This window comes from Nonomuraea sp. CA-141351 (assembly GCF_050944675.1).
Classification (GTDB): domain Bacteria; phylum Actinomycetota; class Actinomycetes; order Streptosporangiales; family Streptosporangiaceae; genus Nonomuraea.
In genome coordinates this window covers 9,793,929-9,811,541 of the sequence record NZ_CP191982.1, presented here as the reverse complement: position 1 = coordinate 9,811,541, position 17,613 = coordinate 9,793,929, and the positions used below count along the sequence as shown (strand labels likewise).

Here is a 17,613-nt window from a genome sequence, read left to right as displayed (position 1 = left end):
CCATCTCCTCCTCCACGCCGGCCGAAGGACTGCGGCAGCTCGGTGAGGTCCCCGACCTGCCCGACTTCCCCGACAGCGGCGACCTGGAGGAGGAAGGGGCGTAGATCTCCCCGGGGCTCGCAGGGGGCCAACCGGCCCCCTGCGAGTGTGGCCCGTATCGGGAACGTTCCCTTCCTGCCCGTATCCGGTCAGCCTATCTCGATGTGCGGGCAGGGGCGCCGCTGGCGATAGCCGCCCGGCACCCCGGCTCCCACCACGTCCCAGAAGGGTTCGGCCTCTCGGAAGTGGCCACCGAGGGTGTGCCAGGACAGGCCCGGGTAGTCCGAGCGCAGCACGGCCAGGGCCGTGCGGGCCAGGCCGGAGCGCTGGAACTCGGCCTCGGTGTAGGGCTCTTCCACCCATCCCAGGCCGCAGGTGCGGCAGATCTGGTAGTCGACGGCGAAGGCGAAGGCGTCGGTCGAATAGGCGGCGCGGGTGCGCCAGGTGCGGCGGTTGTAGGTGGGGGTGTCGGTCCAGGGCGCGCCCTCGGGGCAGCCGGTAGTTCAGGCTGCGGTAGCGGCGATACAGCCGGCCTCCGCTGAGCCGGTAGATCAGCTCATGCCACAGATCGCGATCCGGCGCCCACGCCACCTGGTCGGCGCACGCGGTCAGTTCGGCGATGGCCGCTCGGCCGGCGAGCGGCTCCCGCTCGACGTCCAGCAGTCCCGCAGCCGCGTCCTGCAGGTCCTTGTCGGTGATGGGGCCGGTGATGGGGGAGGTGACCGCGTCGTCCGGCGAAGGTTCGGAGTGAACGGCGGGTTCGGCGTCGATGACGGCCAGCTCCTCGATGAGGTCCTGGGCGCTGCTCTCGGCGACTGCGGGGACCGAGCCCAGCGCCATCATCGTGGTCTCGTGCCGGCATCGACGCCTCCATCGGCACCGTCGGCGGATAAGCGCTCGACAACGCCCTGATGGAATCACAGATCGGCCTCTACAAGACCGAGCTGATCAAGCCCCGAGGCCCGTGGCGCAGCCTGTCGGAGGTGGAGTTGGCCACGGCCGAATGGGTCGCCTGGTTCAACGCCACCCGCCTGCACTCGGCGATCGGGCACCTACCGCCGGAGGAGTTCGAGGCGATCTACTACGCTCAACACCACCCCACCGAACCCATCGCAATCAACCGCTGAGGTCTCCATCAAACTCGGGGCGATTCATTCCTCGGTCGTTGAGCCGTCTGCGCCCCATCCGCCGTCGCTGTTGGGGGTTTGGGAGATCTGTTGCGCCACGTCGGTGCACAGGGATCGGGCCAGGGGATGGTTGATGGTGGACATGATGCGAGCCATCTCACCCAGCGCGTAGGCCGGTGACAGGTGCCACTTGCAGGCTTGGGCCCGGTTGCGGGTGGTCTGGGAGGGGAGCCAGCCACGGGCAGCAGGCGGTCGTGGTCTGCTTGGAGGTTGAGCAGCGCGGCCATGTGGATGTTCGTGGTGAGCGAGGGGTCGTGTTCGAACAGGAAAGCCTCGGTAGGCGCTGTCGTCCCCGATCATCATGTCGAGGGTGGCGGCTCCTGGGGCGGGGTGGCCGGTGATGGCGATGGTCTCGTTCGTTGGTGAGTGAACAACTTCCTGGATTTCCGCGTCATACCAAACGTCTGTGGCACACATCGGAAGGGTCCTGCTTGCGGCCTTCTCCTGCTCACCCGAAGGGAGCACACATCGTGACGGTGAAGGGCACTGTCCCAGCCGCCTTCCTGGCGGCGTCACGTGCGACAACGAGGACGCTCGGGTTACTCTCGGCAACCGGGGCGATCACGGCACTGACACTCCTGAGCGGACCGGCCGCGACAGCATCGACAACTGCCGCCAAACCCAAGCTCCCGGAGTTGGACTTCCCGACCAGCATCCAGGGCAAGATCCTTGTGCACCACGTCGACAACAAGGCCGAGCAGACCCGTTGGAGCACCAAGGTGCGGTTGAGCCGGGGCTACGAGGTCGGCTTCGCCTGCCTGGACGGCTCCAGGATGACGGTCACCACCAGCACAGGGCTACAGATTCCCGCCAAGTGCGATGGCACGACCTACTACTACAGGGCGAGAGGCCTGCCCAGGCATAAGCGCACCTACACCTTCCACGTCAAGGTCCAGCCAGGCACCCGCTGGGAGCTGGCCATCACCACACTTAAGAAATAGTCATCGACGTTCGGATTCGGGACAGTGAATCGTCCAGGCCCGGCGATCACATCAGGTTCGTCTGCGGGCGCGCGTGCTGGGCGAGATAGTCGGCGCAGTCCGCGGCGCGGAACTGCTCGATCGTCGCCCCGTTCTCGGTCCACAGCGTGCAGACCGTGTCGTCGGTCACCGGGCCGGTGGCCCGGCAGGTCGGGCACAGCCGGGTCACGGTCGCCGACTCGCTGGCGGTCATGCTCCCACCCCCCAGGCTGGGCAGCGCGCAGGCACGGGCGCGCCATCCTGGGGCTTCACGCGGCAGGCCTCGGCCCTGGTCAGCCGGTCCGCTTCGTCATGCAGGGCCTCGACCAGCATCACGTCGTCCTCCAGGCCGTCTTTCAGAACTTCCACAAGCGCCTCCTGATGAACAGATGCCCCAAAAGCTCCAGACGTTGACAACAGGCGCACAACGAACCCGGCTACCGGTTGCGCAGGTAAGAAGAGAGCGGAAACCGTCGGGCGCGCCAGCTACGGTGAGGGTCAACCCCGCCGTGTGTGGCCTGAAGGGCTCGTGACGTGACCAGATAGCGCACCCCGGTCGAACAAGACGCGTTCCAAGCATGGATCTATGCCAGCAACTGCCTGCTGTACGAGAACGACCCCGGCCCCGCCAAGCTCAACGTGGGGACCGCTGCCGAACCGCACTTCGTCCCCCGTTCCCTGGCCTGGCAGCAGGGCTACGCGATGAACGTCCTGGTGGACTGCGACGGTGACCATGGCCGGCTGCTGGCCGCGGCCCGCGAATGCGAGGCCGAAGCGGCCCGCCGCGCCCCCGACAGCCCGCACCGCGCACGGGAGTGGGCTCGCGCGGCCGACCTGTGCACCATGGCGGCCGCCATGGTGAAGGCGCCGGCGGACATCGTGACGACCAGGCCCGCCGGCGCGTGGTCGCCTCCTGCCGGCCGCCAGCAGGTGGGTGGTGAACCGGAAAGACGTGTATTGACTGCCCGCGTCCGAGTGATGAATCAACCCCGGCCCGACCGGGTAGCCGGTGCGTTCGCGCCGCCACAGGGCCATGTCCAGGGCGTCCAGTACGAGGGTGGTGTGCTTGGTGAGTGAGGCGGCCCAGCCGACGATCGCCCGGGAGTAGACGTCGACCACGAACGCGACGTAGACCACTCCGCACCAGGCGGAAACGTGGGTGAAGTCGGCTACCCAGGTTGCGTTCGGCCGCTGGGCGGTGAAGTCGCGCCGCAGCCGGTCGGCCGCCCGCGCATGTCCCGGATCGGGCGTCGTGGTGCGGATCTTCCTGCCCCGCCGCGCGCCCTGCAGGCCGAGCGCGCGCATGCGCCACTCGACGGTGCAGCGCGCCACCCGATGCCCCTCCCGCAGCAGTTGCTGCCAGACCTTGCGGGCGCCGTAGACGCCGTAGTTGTCGGCGTGGATGCGAGTGATGTGCTCGTCCAGCTCGGCATCGCGCAGGGCGCGGGCCGAGGGCGGTCGGTTCTTGGCGGCGTAGTAGGTGCTGGTGGAGATGGGGCAGCCGTGCTGGGTCAGGACACGGCAGATCGGCTCGACACCGAACACGCCGGCGTGCTGGTCGATGAAGGTCACGAGTGCGTGTGTGGCCGGTCGAGCTCGGCCGCGAAGAAAGCCGACGCGGCCTTCAGGATCTCGTTGGCGCGGCGGAGTTCGGCGTTCTCCCGGCGCAGCCGCTTCAGCTCGGCCGACTCATCTGAGGTACGGCCTGGCCGGCTGTCCTCGTCGATCTGGGCCTGGCGGACCCAGGCCCGCAGTGTCTCCGCAGTGCCGATGCCGAGCTTGGTCGCGACCGCATTGATCGTGGCCCACTCGGTCGGGTAATCCGGCCGCACTTCGGCGACCATCCGCACCGCTCGACGGCGCAGCTCGGCGGGATAGGGAGACTTACCTGGCATGGACTCGATCCTCTCAAGAGATCAAGTCTCCACCGAAACCGGGGCGATTCTGTTCAACCGCGACGGCATCCAACTTGTCCCTCGGTTCCAGCGACCTTGTCGCTTCGTCGTCAAAGGCTCACCTGCCCACGTCAGCACCCCTTTCGGGGCCGGGCGAGCAAGGCCCGGTATCCGGCGGTTATACGGGGCGGCCCGAGGTAGAGGCCTTGCGCTCCGCTTTTAGGCGACCTGCGAATCCTCGCCCGTCTGATGCAATTCCTGAGGATTGGTGTACCGGCGGGTGGTGTCCAGGCGGGCATGGCCCATCAACTCGGCGACCACGACGATGTCGACGCCCTGGCGCAGCAGGTTGGTGGCGAAAGTGTGCCGCAGGGTGTGCGCGGAGGCGGCGGGCGCGCCGTTGTCGTCGACCAGGTCGGCCTTGGCCGCGAGCTCGTCGAGCAGCTGGTCGACGGCGCGGGCCGACAGTCGGCCGCCACGGCAGCGGTTGAGGAACAGCGCCGGGCCGCCCGCGCCCAGCCACTCGCTGCGCTCGGTCTTCCAGCCCTTGATGGCCTCGCGCACCGTGGTGTCCAGCAGCGGCACCTCGCGGGAGGTCTCGCCCTTGCCGTTGCGGACGATGACCTTGCCCGTGTGGGCCGACAGCGGCACGTCGGCGACGTCCAGGGCGACCGGCTCGGCGACGCGCAGCCCGGAGTAGAACAGCAGCCGTCCGAGTCCTGCTGGCGGAGCTGTCGCGTGACGGACGCAAGACGGTCCGCGCGCTCGCCGCGCTCGTCGGGCTGTCCGAACCCTCTGTACGCGATCGGCTGGACAAGCTGTTCCGGGACGGGGTTATCACCGGGTACCGCGCGATCGTCGAACCGGCGGAGGTCCGCGCGGGCACGGCCGCGTTCGTCGCCCTCCGTTTCTGCTCCGAGCCGGGAGCTAAGACGCAGGTCAACGCGGCTCTGGAACGGGACCCGTGCGTGCTGGAGGTGCACGAGGTGGCAGGCGAGGACTGCTACCTGATCAAGGTCAGGGTGGGCACCACGGTCGAACTGGCCGACGCGCTCGACCGTATCCGCGCGATCCCGGCCATCTCACACACCAACTCCACGGTCGTCCTGCGCACCGTCTTCGAACGGCCGATCACGATCGAGGCCGACCAACCGGGCTGAAAGAGATCGTTGCGCCCGGCAGCGCCATCCGGCGGCCTGGGCGGAGCGTGCCCAGCCCGCCTGGCTCCAGTGGCCGGGAGCCGCGCGTTCGTCCGCTGGCCAGGACGCAGACCCTGACAATCCGAACCTAGCGTAGTGAGGCGGGTGTACGGCACAGCAGCTTGCGGGCGGTAGGGGCGAGGTGGGCCTGGTCGGCGAAGCCCGCGTCGGCCGCGGCGGTGGCGGCGGATGTGCGGGACAGGCCGGCGACCGCCGTGCGGAGGCGGGCCCACTGGCGGAGCCGGACGAGCGGGATGCCGACGCTAGCTCGGACGAGGGTGCGTAGCCGGGAGGCCGAGAGGCCGACGTCGGCGGCGATGGCGGCCAGGGGTGTGCCGGGGTCGGCGTGCAGGACGCGTGCCACCCGGGGGTCGAGTTCGGAGTGCCGGCCGGTGAGAGCGGTGACCTCGGCCAGGGACGGGGCGGCCAGAAGGCGCTCGACGGTACCGGTGTCCAGGGCTGTCGGGCTCGGGCCCGAGGCGAGCAGCCATGGGTCGATGAACAGGGCCGTGAAGCCGGAGTCGGTCGAGCAGGCGTGGGTGCACTGAGGCGGCACGATCATGCCCGGCGCAGTGATCGGCCGGTCGCCGGGCGGGTGAACGGTGACCCGGCCACCGAGCGGAAGGACGACTTTCCAGGCCGGGTGCCGGTGCTCGGTGACGTGGAACGGGCGCGCCTGGGTGAACCGGGTGATCCCGGTCACCGAAACGAGTCGGCTGCACTGGGAGAACGGCCGGTGGGCGCAGTCGCGGGAGGAGGCGCTGCGAGCGCTCGACGTGTGCCGCGGCCAGGGTGACCGGCTGGTGGAGGCGGCGGCGCTGGTCGCCCTGGCCGATGCCGGGATCCGCCTCGGCCTGACGGCAGAGGCCTCGGACAGCCTGGACCTGGCCGACGGCCTCATCGGCGCGGGCGGCCTGACCTGGCATCTGGCCTACGCGCTGCTCGCCCGCGCCCGGCTGCTCGACGCCCTGGGCGACCAGGAGGGCGCCGTCCGCCACGCGCTGCGGGGCCACGCCGTGGCGTGCGAGAGCACGTACCGGCTGACGGAGCTGGCCAAGCTGGAACGGCGGCGCGGCGACCGCGAGGCGGCGGCGGACAGGGCCGGCCAGGTCCTGCGGCTGTGCCGGCAGATCGGACATGCACCGTGTGAGGAGAAGCTCGCGCCGTTGCTGAAAGACGCGCTGTGAGAGCCGCGCTTGGTAGGAGTATGGCAACGGAATGAGAAGCCGGCCCCACGCTGATCGGAGAGTAATGCCTGCTGAGAAGGATCTGGAGTCGATCGGCGACGGTTGGTTGCTCAGGGGCGGCCCGAATGGCGGGTATCTGGCCTCGATGGCCATGCACTCCATGGCGCGTGCCGTGCCTGACCGGTCCCCGCTGGCCGCGACGGTGCAGTTCCTGTCCCGCCCGAAGGTGGGCGAGGTGGACGTGTCCCTGCGTACGCTCAGAGCCGGACGTACGCACTCCACATTGCAGGCGGAGCTGAGCCAGGAGGGCTTCCCTCGCCTGACCGCGGTCGCCACCTTCACCGAGCAGGGCGCCTTCGACGAGCACGGCACATCGGCGGCCTTCGAACACCGGCCCATGCCGGCCGTGCCCGGTCCTGAGGAATCCGTGCCGCTTTCTCTCGACCGGCTCAAGGGAAGCTTCGAGCAGCGGCTGGACCGCAGGGCGCCCTCGGCGGAGACGGTGGAGTTCCTCAAGGGGGCGTCCGCTGGCCCTCCCCAAGTCGGCGGCTGGACGCGGTTCGCGGACGGGACTCCGCTCGGGGCCACGACCGTGCCGCTGCTGATGGACTCCTGGCCTCCGCCGCCGCATCGGCACTTCGGCTTCGGCGGCGGCGTCGTCACCGTCGACCTCACTGTTCATTGGAGAGGACGGCCGGGGGACGGCTGGCACTTCGTGTGGTTCGAATCGACTCTCCTGCGGCACGGCTACGTCGAGGTCGACGGCCGGCTGTGGCGAACGGACGGTGTCCTGGTGGCACAGAGCAGGCAGCTCGCGCGCTACACGCCTCCACCGGCTCAGGTGGTGCCTGTGCGTACCAGCCCGCTTTCGTAGGCATAGACGACGGCTTGGACGCGGTCGCGCAGGCCGAGTTTGGTGAGCACGCGGCTGACGTGGGTTTTGACGGTGCCCTCGGAGAGGAAGAGCGAGCCGGCGATCTCGGTGTTGGACAGGCCGCGGGCGATGAGGCTCAGCACCTCGCGTTCGCGTTCGGTCAGGACGTCGAGGCCGACCGTGGGGGTGACCGGGGCGGTGCCGATGCCGACGTAGCGTTCGAGCAGTCGCCGGGTCACGCTGGGCGCGATGACCGCGTCGCCTCGTACGACCACGCGGATGGCCGACAGCAGATCGTCCGCGAGGGTGTCCTTGAGGAGGAATCCGCTGGCGCCGGCGTGAAGGGCGGCGTAGACATACTCGTCGAGGTCGAAGGTGGTCAGCATCAGGACTCGGATCCGGCTGGTGCCGGCGCAGATGCGGCGGGTCGCCTCGACGCCGTCGACGTCGGGCATCCGTACGTCCATCAGCACGATGTCGGGCTGGAGGTCGAGCGCCATCTGCGCCGCCTGCCCGCCGTCGCCCGCCTCTCCGACGACCTGCGTGTCGTCGGCGTTGTCCAGGATCATGCGGAATCCGGTGCGGACGAGGGCCTGGTCGTCGGCGAGGAGCACGCGGATCATGCGGTGTGTCCCCGGATCGGTAGCGCTGCCCGTACGGCGAATCCGCCCTGCGGCCCAGGGCCGACCGTCAACGTGCCGCCGAACAGCTTGACGCGCTCGCGCATGCCACGCAGACCGTTGCCGCCGCCGGCGTCCGTGGTCCCGCCGTGGCCGTTGTCGCTGATCTCGATGGCGATCTCCGTGTCGCGGTAGGTGAGGATCACGCTGGCGGCGGCACCCGTTCCGGCATGTTTCATGGTGTTGGTCAGAGCCTCCTGCACGATGCGGTACGCCGAAAGATCCACCGCCGAGGGCAGCGCCGCGGGCGAGCCCTCCACGCGCAGCCCCACGGGTGTGCCTGCCCCGTTGACTCGGGCGAGCAGGGCGGACAGGTCAGCCAGGCCGGGTTGCGGATGCCAGGCGTCGTCCACCTCTCCCACAGCTGTGAGCACCTGCCGCATGTCGGCGAGGGAGGCGCGCCCGGTGCTGACGATGGCTTCCAGCGCGCCCCGGGTGCCGGCGGGGTTGCTGCCGAGCGCCGCGGCGCCGCCCTGGGCCTGGATCACCATGAGGGACAGGCCGTGGGCCACGACGTCGTGCAACTCCCGGCTGATCCGCCCGCGCTCGGCGGCCGCCGCGAGCGCCGCCTGCTGGTCGCGTTCGCGTTCGAGGTCTCGGGCGTGTGCGTGGAGCTCGTCGAGGTAGGCGCGGCGGCTGCGGGTGCCGGAGCCGATCGCCCAGGAGGCGACCAGGGCCGATCCGAGCACCGACAGACCACTCCAGGTGTCGGCGGAGGCGCTGCGGTGGACCGTCATGACCTCTTTCGGCCGGGAGGTGGTGTCGAGACCGGGGCCCGTCGAGAGCACATGTGATGGCCCGGGTATCGGACGCGCGTCGTACAGGCTCCATCCGGTGACGAGCAGCAGCAGGCCGGCCAGGGTGGCGAGCGAGACGGCCCGCTCGTGGCGGGTGGCCACGGTGTGGAGCAGGACCAGCACACTCAGATCGATGATCATGAGAGGTGCGGCCTGCGCCACGTGCACCGCGGCGGCGAGCACACAGCCGGCGAGCATCGGGAGCGGCCAGCACCTGCGCAGCGTGACGGCGATCGCGGTCAGCGCCGTCGCCGCCCACCAGAGGATGAGTTGTACGCCCGCCCCTCCGGCAGCGAGGGGACCCGCTGTCGTGCCCACGATCGTATTCGGGTCGTTGACCAGCACGCAGATCAGGAGCAGCACAGCGGCCAGCGCCGCGTCCTGCGGCACCGGCAAGCGTGACCACGCGCGAACGGCCGTCATAATGCTGTGAGCTTACGGCCGCGCCACTCGCGCCCGCGTCCATCGAAAGTCTGATTCGGCGGCTCGGTCGTACGTCTGACGACAGAGGTGAACGTACGCCCGAGGGCAGACGCGGGTGCAGCAGGGTCGCCAGCAGGGTTGGCCGCATGATCCGACGTGAATTGCCTTCAGGCCGCGTGGCGACAGCCGTCGCCGTGACCGCGCTCACTCTCGCATCGCTGGTCGCGGGCTCGCCCGCCGCCACGGCCGCGACCGCGCAAGCCCAGGAGCCGGTGAAGTGGCAGCCCTGCCGCACCTACTCCGACGACGACCTGCGAACACTCATCACCTCCGACGAGCAGCTGCGGAAGTTCCGCGCTCTGCTGAGCCGGATGGAATGCGGAACCGTCAGCGTTCCGCTGGACTACGGAAAGCCACGTGAACGGCAGATCACCATCGCGATCACGCGGGTCAAGGCTGCCGACCGCAAGCGCCGGTTGGGCAGCCTGGCGCTCAACCCGGGCGGGCCGGGTGGCGCCGGATACCTGTTCCCGCTCCAGATCGCCTCGATGAACCAGGTGAACGCCGAACTCAACGACCGCTACGACCTGATCGGCTTCGACCCTCGTGGGGTCGGCTACAGCACCAAGGCCGACTGCCCGGCCATGGGCGGACAGCCGCCGGAGCCGGGGCCGCTGACCAAGGCGGCGGCCGAGCGCGCCTACGACAGCGGGGTGGCCAGGAACAAGGCCTGCGGAACGTCCGACCCCGCCTTCCTCGGCCGGCTCACCACCCTGAACTCGGCCCGCGACCTGGACCGGGTGCGGATCGCGCTGGGTGAGCGCGAGCTCAGCTTCCTGGGCGTCTCTTACGGCACCTGGCTCGGCGCGGTCTACCGCAGCACGTTCCCGGGCAGCGTTGGCCGGATGTTCCTGGACAGCGTGTCGCCCGTGACCTTCCGGCTGGACGACTTCGAGGACGGGCACGCCGCGGGCGCCGAGCGCAACTTCGGGCGGATGGCCTCCTGGATCGCCGAGCGCGACGGCACCTACGGCCTCGGCAGCACCCCGGAGAAGGTACGGACCGCGGTGCTGGCCCTGCGCCGCACCTATGACGCCGCTCCGAAGCACTACAGCGACTGGCAGATGGTCGCCGACGGTTCCACGGTCGCCATGCTGGCCATCCAGAGCGCACCGGACTGGCCGCAGGTCGCCCAGGCGTTCAAGGAAATGCGGGAAGAGAGCGACACCGCACCGCCCGCTCTCAGGAAACTCCTCGAGCAGGGAGCTGTGCGGCCCCCGTCGCCCAACGCCCCGGAACGGCTCAACGCGACCACCGGACAGGCCGTCTTCTGCAACGAGGACCCCAGCCGGCTCGGCTTCTCCGAGGCCTGGGCCACCTACCAGCGGCGACTCGAGCGCAACCCGGTCACCGGACGGGCCATCCCCTTCACCGCCCAGTGCGCCGGCTGGCCACTGCCGGTGCAAGCGGCGAAGGTGCGCCGCACCAGTGGGTCACTGGTGCTGTCCGGACACCGCTACGAAGCGGTCTCCCTGTACGAGTGGACCAAGCAGATGCACGCCGCCATCGGCGGTACGGTCTTCACGGTCGACGACGACGTACACGGCTCCGTCCTGCGCGTGCCGGACTGCGCCGCCAAGCTCGTGTCCTACTTCGACACGGGCCGCGTCGACCGCGGCTGCGACGGCACCCCCGTACCCGAGAAGTAGCCCTGCCCCGCCTTTCGACCATGCACGTATGCAACAACCTGTCGAAAGCCTGCAACGTTCGCACCTCACGGCGGGTGCGGGGCCGGTACGAAGCTGGTCGCATGATCGGAAGAATGTCACTGGCGGGGCCGCCGATCCGGCGGCTGCTCGCCTTGGTCGCAGGCGGCTGCCTGGCCATGAGCGCGTGTGTCACGCCAGATTGCGCCCCCATAGGCGGATTCAATGCTCCCCGGCTCGTTCTGACGGGCGGCGTTCCCGCTCGGAGTGGACAGGGGCCGGGGCTGCTGCTGGTTCTCGCCGCGGTACCCGTCTTTTCCGGGTGACCGTTCGTCCGGCCGTCGGTTGCACGCGCGCGTCGTGCTGCTGTGAGGGGTCACTCCGGATTGTTCCCCGTCGCGGTCCCCACCTGGTACGGCGTGCGGTATCCCTCGTACATCAGGTGCATGCTCATTCCCTGCGAGGCGTGCTGCAGGTTGTGGCAGTGATCCATCCATAGACCGGGGTTGTCGGCTCGGAAGGCCACCTCGTAGTGCTCACCGGGCGAGACCTGGAGCGTGTCGGTCCACCATGGGCTGCCCGTGGCCGGCCGTCCGTCGCGGGACAGGACCAGCATGTGGTGGCCGTGCAGGTGCATGGGGTGCTCGCTGAAGCTGCGGTTGAGGAACGTGACCTTGACCAGATCGCCCTTCCTGACCATCAGCGAGGGCACGTTCGGGAAGAGTGCGCCGTTGATGGTCCGCTGCAGCAGGAAGCCTCCGTCGAAGAAGCCGAAGCCCTGGCCGAGCAGGAGCGTGAACCGGCGGTCGAAGTGGCTGCCGGGGCCGAACGGTGCGCCGCCGGGCGTGCCGTAGGTGGTCGGGTCGAGGTAGGGGTTGACGGTGATCGGGGCGGGTTTCCCGGCGCCGTCGGGGGTGAGCAGCGCGATCGGGTTGCCGACGCCGTTCTCGTCGTCGCTGACGGCCAGTTGGACCGGACCGCTGGGCATGGTGAAGGTGATGTCGTTGCGGCCGGCGCCCGCGACCCTCAGGCTTTTCCCGGTGATGTCGGTCGGTCCGTGGAGATCGGCCCCGTCGATGGCCGCGAGCTTGAACGGGGCTCCGGTGACGGTGTAGCCGCGCCACTCGTTGTCGGCGTTGAGGATGCGCAGCCGTACCCGGGTGCCCGGCTTGACGGCACGTCGCGACACGCCCGAGGACGGGGCGGCGCCCGCCAGGGCTAGTGAGGTGGTGTTGTGCGAGCCGGTGGGGTAGGAGTGGACGACGGCGGTGAGATCCTCGACCGCCTGCGGGGCGGCGGGCTCCACCACGAGGGCCCCGAACAGGCCGCGTCGCACTTGGGTGTCGGAGACCTGGTGGGAGTGGTACCAGAAGGTGCCCACCTGGCGGGGGACGAACCTGTAGACGTGGCGCTGGCCTGGATGGATCGCGTCCTGGGTGAGGCCGGCGACTCCGTCCTCGGCATTGGGCACGTCCAGGCCGTGCCAGTGCAGGGTCACGCCCTCGGAGATGTCCCTGTTGACCAGGGTCACCTGGACCAGCTCGCCCTCCTTGACGCGCAGTTCGGGGCCGGGGGTGGTGCCGTTGTACGTCCACGCCTCGACCTGCTGGCCCGAGGCCAGCCGGATGCGGGTCCGCTGGGCGGTGAGCGTGAACGCCTTGTCGGGCTTGCCGGTCGGCGGGCCGGTGAGGGTGCTGATGTCGATGTCGCGGGAAGTCGTGCCCGTTCGCGTGGTCATGGCCATCGCGGTGTGCGCCGGATCCTGGGCTGCGCCCAGGTCGATGTTGCCGTGGTTGGCCATGCTGAGCCGGCCGGGCAGCCTGCTGGTGGCCCAGGCTCCGGCCGTGCCGAGCAATGCGCTGATCACGAAGACGGCCAGGACCACCCGCGGGCGGTCGTCCAGCCCGCGCAGCAACGCGCCACCGAGCAGCAGCACCAGCGCCATCATCTGGAGCGTGAACAGGTACGGCGGGGCTTGCGGTACGAACGTGGCGTAGCACTGCAAGACGGCGGCGAGCACCGCGGTGCGCCTGCGCCAGCGGGCCGCAGGGAGCAGGGGCGGCGCGAGCAGGATCGCGGCCAGCATGGCGGGCAGTACGAGGACGACGTGGTCGGCCGCCGCGTTCCAGTCGACAGCCCAGAGCAACCCGACGGACCCGACCCGTAGCAGCGCCGCCACCACAGCGATCGCCATCGCCCACCGCAGCCTGGCCAGGCAGTTGGACACGAGGAAGACGGCGCTGGTCGCGTAGCCGATGATGAGCTGAACTTCCATGGACGCCACGGTGCGCTTCGCAAGCGTCCGCAGTCGTCGAACCCAGGTCGCATCGAGGTGTAATCCGCTGCGGTACGGCGGGTAGCCGGACGGATGATGTGTGCCCGCCGGTGCCCGATCTAGGGTGGAGGACGTGCGCGAATCGTTCGGCCGGTGGCTCGACCCCGGCCTGGGCTCGGCTGTGGGAATGTGCGCTCTGATCGTGGCATGGGTATCGGCAGACTCGGGCAGGCCCTTGGACGCCGGGGCGTTCGGGCTGGCCGCGATGGCCGCGGCGGCCGTCTGGCTGCGCCGGCGATATCCACTGCTCGCGCTGGTCGCGGCGGACGCGGCCACGCTGGGCTGGCTGGTCGCGGCCTACCCAGGGTGGGCAGTGGCGATCGCTGCGCTGATCACCTGCTACACGGTGGCCGAGCAGCGTGGCTGGCGGCAGGGGCTGGTCGCGGTCGTGCTCAACTGCCTCACCTCGCTCAGCGGAATGTGGCTCGGCAGGTCGTTCCACCTGGAACCCGTGGTGAACGCGATCGCGGTGTCGGTCGCGCTCTTCGCTCTGGGCGCGGCTACCTTCTACTACCGGGCACACCGGGCGGCCACCCGCGAGGAGGCCGACCGTGAGGCTCGGCAGCGGGCGGCAGAGGACCGGCTTCGCCTCGCTCGTGAGGTGCATGACGTGTGCGCGCACGCGATGGCCGCGATCAGCGTCCAGGCCGGTGTCGCGCTGCACGTGGTGGGGCAGCGTCCAGGCCAGGCCATCGAGGCGCTCCAAGCGATCAAAACGCTCAGCGACGACGGTCTGGCCGAGATCCGGATGCTGCTCGGGAGCCTGCGCACGGGCGAGCCCGCCCCCGGGTTGGCCGGACTGGACCGGTTGGAGACCCTGCTGGACACCGCCCGCGCGGCTGGGATGCGGCCGGAGCTGACGATTCGCGGCCAGCGGCGGCGCCTGGCGCAGCAGATTGATCTGACGGCATTCCGGATCATCCAGGAGTCTTTGACCAATGTCCGCAGGCACTCGGCGGCCTCCACGGCCAACCTGGTGATCATCTATGGGCCGGACGCGTTGACGATCGAGGTGTGCGACGGCGGGCCCGCGGTGAACTCGACACGGAGAGACGGATCCGACGGCGACGGGCACGGCATCAGGGGGATGCGCGAGCGGGTCACGGCTCTGCGTGGCGAGTTCACCGCGGGGCCACGGCCGGGCGGCGGCTTCGTGGTCAGGGCGGAGCTGCCGACATGATCAGGGTGCTCATCGCCGATGACCAGGCGCTGGTCCGGGGCGGCTTCCGGGTCCTGGTGGACAGCGCCGACGACATGGAGGTGGTCGGCGAGGCCCGCGACGGAGGAGAGGCGGTCGAACTGGCCAGACGTGAGCACCCCGATGTGGTGTTGATGGACGTGCAGATGCCGGGTCTGGACGGCCTGGCGGCCACCCGGGCGATCACCGGCGACCCCGACCTGGCTGGGGTCAGGGTGCTCATCTTGACCACGTTCGACCTAGACGAGTACGTCATCGAGACACTCGACGCGGGCGCAAGCGGATTCCTGCTCAAGAACACCGACCCACCCCAGCTCCTGCACGGCATCCGGGTCGTCGCAGGCGGAGAGGAGTTGCTGTCACCCGGGCTGACCCGGCGGCTGATCGCTCAGCTCGCCGAGCGCCGGAGGGCTGATCCGTCAGGACGTCTGTTCGAGCAGCTCACCGAGCGTGAGAAGGAAGTGACGAGCCTGGTCGCGCATGGATTGAGCAACGCCGAGATCGCCAGACGGCTGTTCATCGGTGAGGCGACGGTGAAGACGCACGTCAGCCGGACGCTGATGAAGGTCGGCGCCCGTGACCGTGCTCAGTTGGTCGCGCTGGTCTACCAGCATGGGTTGTCCGGCAGCCCGAAGTTTGAGGGTATCTAACCCTTTCGTCACACATCGAGCATGGGCACCCTCGTCCTATCCCCTCAGCCCTGCCCCTCAGCTCTGCCTTGGACTCATCCCTCCAGGTCTAGGCGCGGTCTAGGCAGGGGCGGCGTCGGCCAGGGTGCGGATGGCCGCGGTGATGGCCGGCCAGAGCGGCCGGGGCAGATCGTGGCCCATGCCGGGGAAGGTGAGCAGTCGGGCGCCGGGAATGGCGGCGGCGGTAGCGCGGCCGCCGCCGGGTGTGATGAGCGGGTTGGCCTGGCCGTGCAGCACCAGCGTGGGCACGCGCGCGCGGGTCAGGGCGGGGCGCCGGTCGCCGGTCGCCGGAGGCCAGGATGGCGGCGTTGTGGCGGCGCGCTCCGGCCGGATCCAGCCCGCCGCGCCGGCCGATCAGCCGGGTGAGTTCGGCGTACCATGCCTCCTCCAGCGGGTAGGCGGGTGAGGCGTAGATGCGGGCGGCGGCCAGTAGCCGGTCGGCCAGGGCCTCGGCGGTGTCGGTTCGTGGTGTGGCCCGGCGGGCCTGGATCAGGCGCAGTGTGGTGCGCGGGCTGGGTGTGCCGCTGATGCTGGTCAGGGTGCGCAGACGGGACGGGTGCCGGATCGCCAGGGTTTGCGCGATCATCGCGCCGAGCGAGTGGCCGACCAGGTGCGCATCCCTCCAGCCGAGCGCGTCCAGCACCACGGCGGCGTCGTCTGCCATGTCTTCCAGCCGGTAGGGCGCCGCTTGCGCGGGCCGCAGCAACATCGCGGCCAGGCGCGGCACGCCTGCCGCGGTCAGGTGGGTGGAGGTGCCGGTGTCGCGGTTGTCCATCCGTGCCACGGCGAAGCCGTGCTCGGCCAGCGCGGTGCAGAAGTCGTCCGGCCACCAGGCCAGAGGCATGCCGGTGCCGGCGAGCAGGAGTAACGGCTCTCCGTCTGGTGGGCCGTCGACCTGGTAGGCGAGGTTGATCGTGCCGTGTAGTGCGACACCGGCGCGCATCCCGATTCCTTCCGTTCTGTACACCTCTTGCCGTTGCTTGTTACGGGTGTAACATATCGGCGTGACGGATCATACGGAAGGGCCGGGGTGGTTGCTGGTCAGCGTGTCCACCGCCGGGGCCGCCCCGACGCTGCGGGTGCAGGTGTGGCGCAAACTGCGCTCGCTGGGGGCGCTGTATCTGCAGCAGTCGGTGTGCCTGCTGCCCGAGCGCGAGCAGACGCTGCGGCAAGTGCGCCGGCTGCTGGACCGGGTCCGCCAGCAGGGCGGCACCGGCCGCCTGCTGCGCCTGACGCTCACCGACGCGGCTGAGGAGCGGCAGGTCATCGGCGAGTTCAACGCCGCCCGCGACGCCGAGTACACCGAGGTGCTGGAGCGGCTGCCCGCCTTCCGCGTCGAGCTGGCCACGGAGCGGGAGCGGGGCCGGGCCACCTATGCCGAGGTCGAGGAGTCGGAGGCGGATCTGGAGCGGTTCCGCTCCTGGATGGCCAAGATCGCCGCGCGGGACTATTTCGCCGCCCCGGCCGGCGCCGCGGCCGGGGCGGCGATTGAGGAGGCCGCGGCCGATCTGGCCGCTTTCGAGCAGGCGGCCCTGGCGGCCGAGGCCCCGGCCACGGTGCCCAGCCCCGGACGGCCGTCGATGCCTGCGAGCGAGGAGCAGCAGACATGACCGGGTCATGGGCGTGGGACCTGCTGATCGGCATCGTGGTCGCGTTGCTGGTGACCTGGGCGGCGTTGATCGCGACGCTCGCGGTCGTCCGGCCCCGCGGCGGCCTGCTGCCGGAGGCGCTGCGGCTGCTGCCGGACGTGTTGCGCCTGGTGCGCCGCCTGGCCGCCGACCCCGACCTGCCGCGCGGGGTTCGGGTACGGCTGGCGCTTCTGCTGGCCTACCTGGCCTTCCCCCTCGACCTGGTGCCGGATTTCATCCCGGTCCTGGGCTATGCCGACGACGCCATCATCGTCACCGCCGTCCTGCGCTCCGTCGTCCGCCGCGCCGGGCTGCCCGCGGTACGCCGTCACTGGCCCGGTACCGATGACGGCTTTACCGCGCTGTGCCGCCTGACCGGCATGGACAAGCAATCCTCCACCTGATCGCCTGCGGGAGCGCCCGTTCTCAGCGGCCGGCGCCTGGTGAGGGCGAGGGTATGCGGAGGCCGAGGTGGGCGGGCATCGCGCCGACCTGGTCGAGAAGATGAGCGACGTCCTGCCGGGCGTCGTTGGCCGCGGCCAGGGTGAGGATGAGCAGGCCTCCCATCATGCTGATGATCAGGAGAGCGGGTCGTGGGCGGGGTTGCAGCATGCGTCGGACGCGTTCGGGCACATCGCCCCCGTCGTAGCGCAGATGCGCCGGGCCGGTGTGCGCGGGCTTGGCGGCGGGCCAGAGCTGCCTCCCCGCTGCCCTGCCCGCCGTGGCTGATCGGCAGAGGGCCTGTCGGGCTTTGACGCGCAGCCCGGCCAAGACGCTGTCGGGGGTAGAGAGCCACAGTGTCGTGTGCGTACGGTTG

General features: G+C 70.1%; 20 protein-coding genes and 1 pseudogene. 10 read left to right on the top strand and 11 right to left on the bottom strand.

Annotation, left to right across the window (positions count from 1 at the left end; genetic code table 11):
• Positions 1 to 188: 188 nt before the first annotated feature.
• The gene (locus tag ACQPWU_RS46040; RefSeq protein ID WP_433432213.1) at positions 189 to 398 is read right to left on the bottom strand and encodes a hypothetical protein; all 210 of its coding nucleotides are present in this window, start codon (positions 396 to 398) and stop codon (positions 189 to 191) included.
• Between the two features lie 495 nt (positions 399 to 893).
• Here ACQPWU_RS46040 and ACQPWU_RS46035 point away from each other — a divergent pair.
• Together ACQPWU_RS46035 and ACQPWU_RS46030 are read left to right on the top strand one after the other, a co-directional pair.
• A pseudogene (locus ACQPWU_RS46035) lies at positions 894 to 1,166 on the top strand (integrase core domain-containing protein); the annotation flags it as partial.
• 695 nt (positions 1,167 to 1,861) lie between these two features.
• Complete coding sequence (locus ACQPWU_RS46030; RefSeq protein ID WP_433432211.1) at positions 1,862 to 2,167, top strand: hypothetical protein; 306 nt, start codon at positions 1,862 to 1,864, stop codon at positions 2,165 to 2,167.
• Positions 2,168 to 2,213: 46 nt separating this feature from the next.
• On the opposite strand, the gene ACQPWU_RS46025 is transcribed toward ACQPWU_RS46030, so the two are convergent.
• From ACQPWU_RS46025 to ACQPWU_RS46010, 4 genes are all read right to left on the bottom strand, one after another.
• Positions 2,214 to 2,399: a hypothetical protein gene (locus tag ACQPWU_RS46025; RefSeq protein WP_433432210.1), complete on the bottom strand. Its 186-nt coding sequence runs from the start codon at positions 2,397 to 2,399 to the stop codon at positions 2,214 to 2,216.
• Positions 2,396 to 2,554: a hypothetical protein gene (locus ACQPWU_RS46020; protein WP_433432208.1), complete on the bottom strand. Its 159-nt coding sequence runs from the start codon at positions 2,552 to 2,554 to the stop codon at positions 2,396 to 2,398. The genes ACQPWU_RS46025 and ACQPWU_RS46020 overlap by 4 nt, the downstream gene beginning before the upstream one ends.
• Before the next feature lie 129 nt (positions 2,555 to 2,683).
• Positions 2,684 to 4,080, bottom strand: a protein-coding gene (locus ACQPWU_RS46015) for an IS3 family transposase (protein WP_433432206.1) whose coding sequence is annotated in 2 segments (ribosomal slippage) — positions 2,684 to 3,798 and positions 3,798 to 4,080 — 1,398 coding nt in all. Because the reading frame shifts where the segments join, the coding sequence is not laid out codon by codon here.
• A gap of 219 nt (positions 4,081 to 4,299) precedes the next feature.
• Positions 4,300 to 4,785 (bottom strand): tyrosine-type recombinase/integrase, encoded by a 486-nt coding sequence (locus ACQPWU_RS46010; RefSeq protein WP_433445455.1) that lies wholly within the window; start codon positions 4,783 to 4,785, stop codon positions 4,300 to 4,302.
• Between the two features lie 14 nt (positions 4,786 to 4,799).
• Between ACQPWU_RS46010 and ACQPWU_RS46005 the strand changes: the two genes are divergently transcribed.
• Positions 4,800 to 5,240, top strand: a complete 441-nt coding sequence (locus tag ACQPWU_RS46005; protein WP_433445454.1) for an Lrp/AsnC family transcriptional regulator — start codon at positions 4,800 to 4,802, stop codon at positions 5,238 to 5,240.
• Between the two features lie 127 nt (positions 5,241 to 5,367).
• Here ACQPWU_RS46005 and ACQPWU_RS46000 read toward each other — a convergent pair whose 3' ends face one another.
• Entirely contained in the window at positions 5,368 to 5,982 is a 615-nt protein-coding gene (locus ACQPWU_RS46000; protein WP_433432204.1) for a helix-turn-helix domain-containing protein, read from the bottom strand.
• Here ACQPWU_RS46000 and ACQPWU_RS45995 point away from each other — a divergent pair.
• Both ACQPWU_RS45995 and ACQPWU_RS45990 read left to right on the top strand, forming a co-directional pair.
• Complete coding sequence (locus tag ACQPWU_RS45995; protein WP_433432203.1) at positions 5,969 to 6,466, top strand: hypothetical protein; 498 nt, start codon at positions 5,969 to 5,971, stop codon at positions 6,464 to 6,466. The two genes, ACQPWU_RS46000 and ACQPWU_RS45995, sit on opposite strands and share 14 nt — an antisense overlap.
• A gap of 64 nt (positions 6,467 to 6,530) precedes the next feature.
• The gene (locus tag ACQPWU_RS45990) at positions 6,531 to 7,340 is read left to right on the top strand and encodes a thioesterase family protein (protein WP_433432201.1); all 810 of its coding nucleotides are present in this window, start codon (positions 6,531 to 6,533) and stop codon (positions 7,338 to 7,340) included.
• Here ACQPWU_RS45990 and ACQPWU_RS45985 read toward each other — a convergent pair.
• On the bottom strand, positions 7,304 to 7,963 hold the full coding sequence (locus ACQPWU_RS45985; protein WP_433432199.1) for a response regulator: 660 nt from the start codon (positions 7,961 to 7,963) through the stop codon (positions 7,304 to 7,306). The two genes, ACQPWU_RS45990 and ACQPWU_RS45985, sit on opposite strands and share 37 nt — an antisense overlap.
• Entirely contained in the window at positions 7,960 to 9,240 is a 1,281-nt protein-coding gene (locus tag ACQPWU_RS45980; protein WP_433432196.1) for a sensor histidine kinase, read from the bottom strand. The genes ACQPWU_RS45985 and ACQPWU_RS45980 overlap by 4 nt, the downstream gene beginning before the upstream one ends.
• 146 nt (positions 9,241 to 9,386) lie before the next feature.
• Here ACQPWU_RS45980 and ACQPWU_RS45975 point away from each other — a divergent pair, with 146 nt between their 5' ends.
• Entirely contained in the window at positions 9,387 to 10,949 is a 1,563-nt protein-coding gene (locus tag ACQPWU_RS45975; RefSeq protein WP_433432194.1) for an alpha/beta fold hydrolase, read from the top strand.
• A 373-nt stretch (positions 10,950 to 11,322) separates the two neighbouring features.
• On the opposite strand, the gene ACQPWU_RS45970 is transcribed toward ACQPWU_RS45975, so the two are convergent.
• Entirely contained in the window at positions 11,323 to 13,221 is a 1,899-nt protein-coding gene (locus tag ACQPWU_RS45970; protein WP_433432192.1) for a multicopper oxidase family protein, read from the bottom strand.
• 133 nt (positions 13,222 to 13,354) lie between these two features.
• On the opposite strand from ACQPWU_RS45970, the gene ACQPWU_RS45965 reads away from it, so the two are divergent.
• Positions 13,355 to 14,461, top strand: a complete 1,107-nt coding sequence (locus ACQPWU_RS45965) for a sensor histidine kinase (protein WP_433432189.1) — start codon at positions 13,355 to 13,357, stop codon at positions 14,459 to 14,461.
• Entirely contained in the window at positions 14,458 to 15,129 is a 672-nt protein-coding gene (locus ACQPWU_RS45960; RefSeq protein ID WP_433432187.1) for a response regulator, read from the top strand. The genes ACQPWU_RS45965 and ACQPWU_RS45960 overlap by 4 nt, the downstream gene beginning before the upstream one ends.
• An 88-nt stretch (positions 15,130 to 15,217) precedes the next feature.
• Here ACQPWU_RS45960 and ACQPWU_RS45955 read toward each other — a convergent pair whose 3' ends face one another.
• Positions 15,218 to 16,111, bottom strand: coding sequence for an alpha/beta fold hydrolase (locus ACQPWU_RS45955; protein ID WP_433432184.1), 894 nt, complete (start codon positions 16,109 to 16,111; stop codon positions 15,218 to 15,220).
• Between the two features lie 61 nt (positions 16,112 to 16,172).
• Between ACQPWU_RS45955 and ACQPWU_RS45950 the strand changes: the two genes are divergently transcribed.
• Positions 16,173 to 16,778, top strand: coding sequence for a Chromate resistance protein ChrB (locus tag ACQPWU_RS45950; RefSeq protein ID WP_433432182.1), 606 nt, complete (start codon positions 16,173 to 16,175; stop codon positions 16,776 to 16,778).
• Positions 16,775 to 17,200, top strand: coding sequence for a YkvA family protein (locus ACQPWU_RS45945; RefSeq protein ID WP_433432180.1), 426 nt, complete (start codon positions 16,775 to 16,777; stop codon positions 17,198 to 17,200). The genes ACQPWU_RS45950 and ACQPWU_RS45945 overlap by 4 nt, the downstream gene beginning before the upstream one ends.
• A gap of 22 nt (positions 17,201 to 17,222) precedes the next feature.
• On the opposite strand, the gene ACQPWU_RS45940 is transcribed toward ACQPWU_RS45945, so the two are convergent.
• Positions 17,223 to 17,567: a hypothetical protein gene (locus tag ACQPWU_RS45940; RefSeq protein ID WP_433432178.1), complete on the bottom strand. Its 345-nt coding sequence runs from the start codon at positions 17,565 to 17,567 to the stop codon at positions 17,223 to 17,225.
• Positions 17,568 to 17,613: the final 46 nt, after the last annotated feature.

Bases quoted from the DNA above. Each gene is read 5' to 3' on its own strand.
- ACQPWU_RS45960 (WP_433432187.1), top strand. From the start codon at position 14,458: ATGATCAGGGTGCTCATCGCCGATGACCAGGCGCTGGTCCGGGGCGGC.
- ACQPWU_RS45945 (WP_433432180.1), top strand. From the start codon at position 16,775: ATGACCGGGTCATGGGCGTGGGACCTGCTGATCGGCATCGTGGTCGCG.
- ACQPWU_RS45955 (WP_433432184.1), bottom strand. From the start codon at position 16,111: ATGCGCGCCGGTGTCGCACTACACGGCACGATCAACCTCGCCTACCAG.
- ACQPWU_RS45990 (WP_433432201.1), top strand. From the start codon at position 6,531: ATGCCTGCTGAGAAGGATCTGGAGTCGATCGGCGACGGTTGGTTGCTC.
- ACQPWU_RS45980 (WP_433432196.1), bottom strand. From the start codon at position 9,240: ATGACGGCCGTTCGCGCGTGGTCACGCTTGCCGGTGCCGCAGGACGCG.
- ACQPWU_RS45970 (WP_433432192.1), bottom strand. From the start codon at position 13,221: ATGGAAGTTCAGCTCATCATCGGCTACGCGACCAGCGCCGTCTTCCTC.
- ACQPWU_RS45975 (WP_433432194.1), top strand. From the start codon at position 9,387: ATGATCCGACGTGAATTGCCTTCAGGCCGCGTGGCGACAGCCGTCGCC.
- ACQPWU_RS46025 (WP_433432210.1), bottom strand. From the start codon at position 2,399: ATGACCGCCAGCGAGTCGGCGACCGTGACCCGGCTGTGCCCGACCTGC.
- ACQPWU_RS45985 (WP_433432199.1), bottom strand. From the start codon at position 7,963: ATGATCCGCGTGCTCCTCGCCGACGACCAGGCCCTCGTCCGCACCGGA.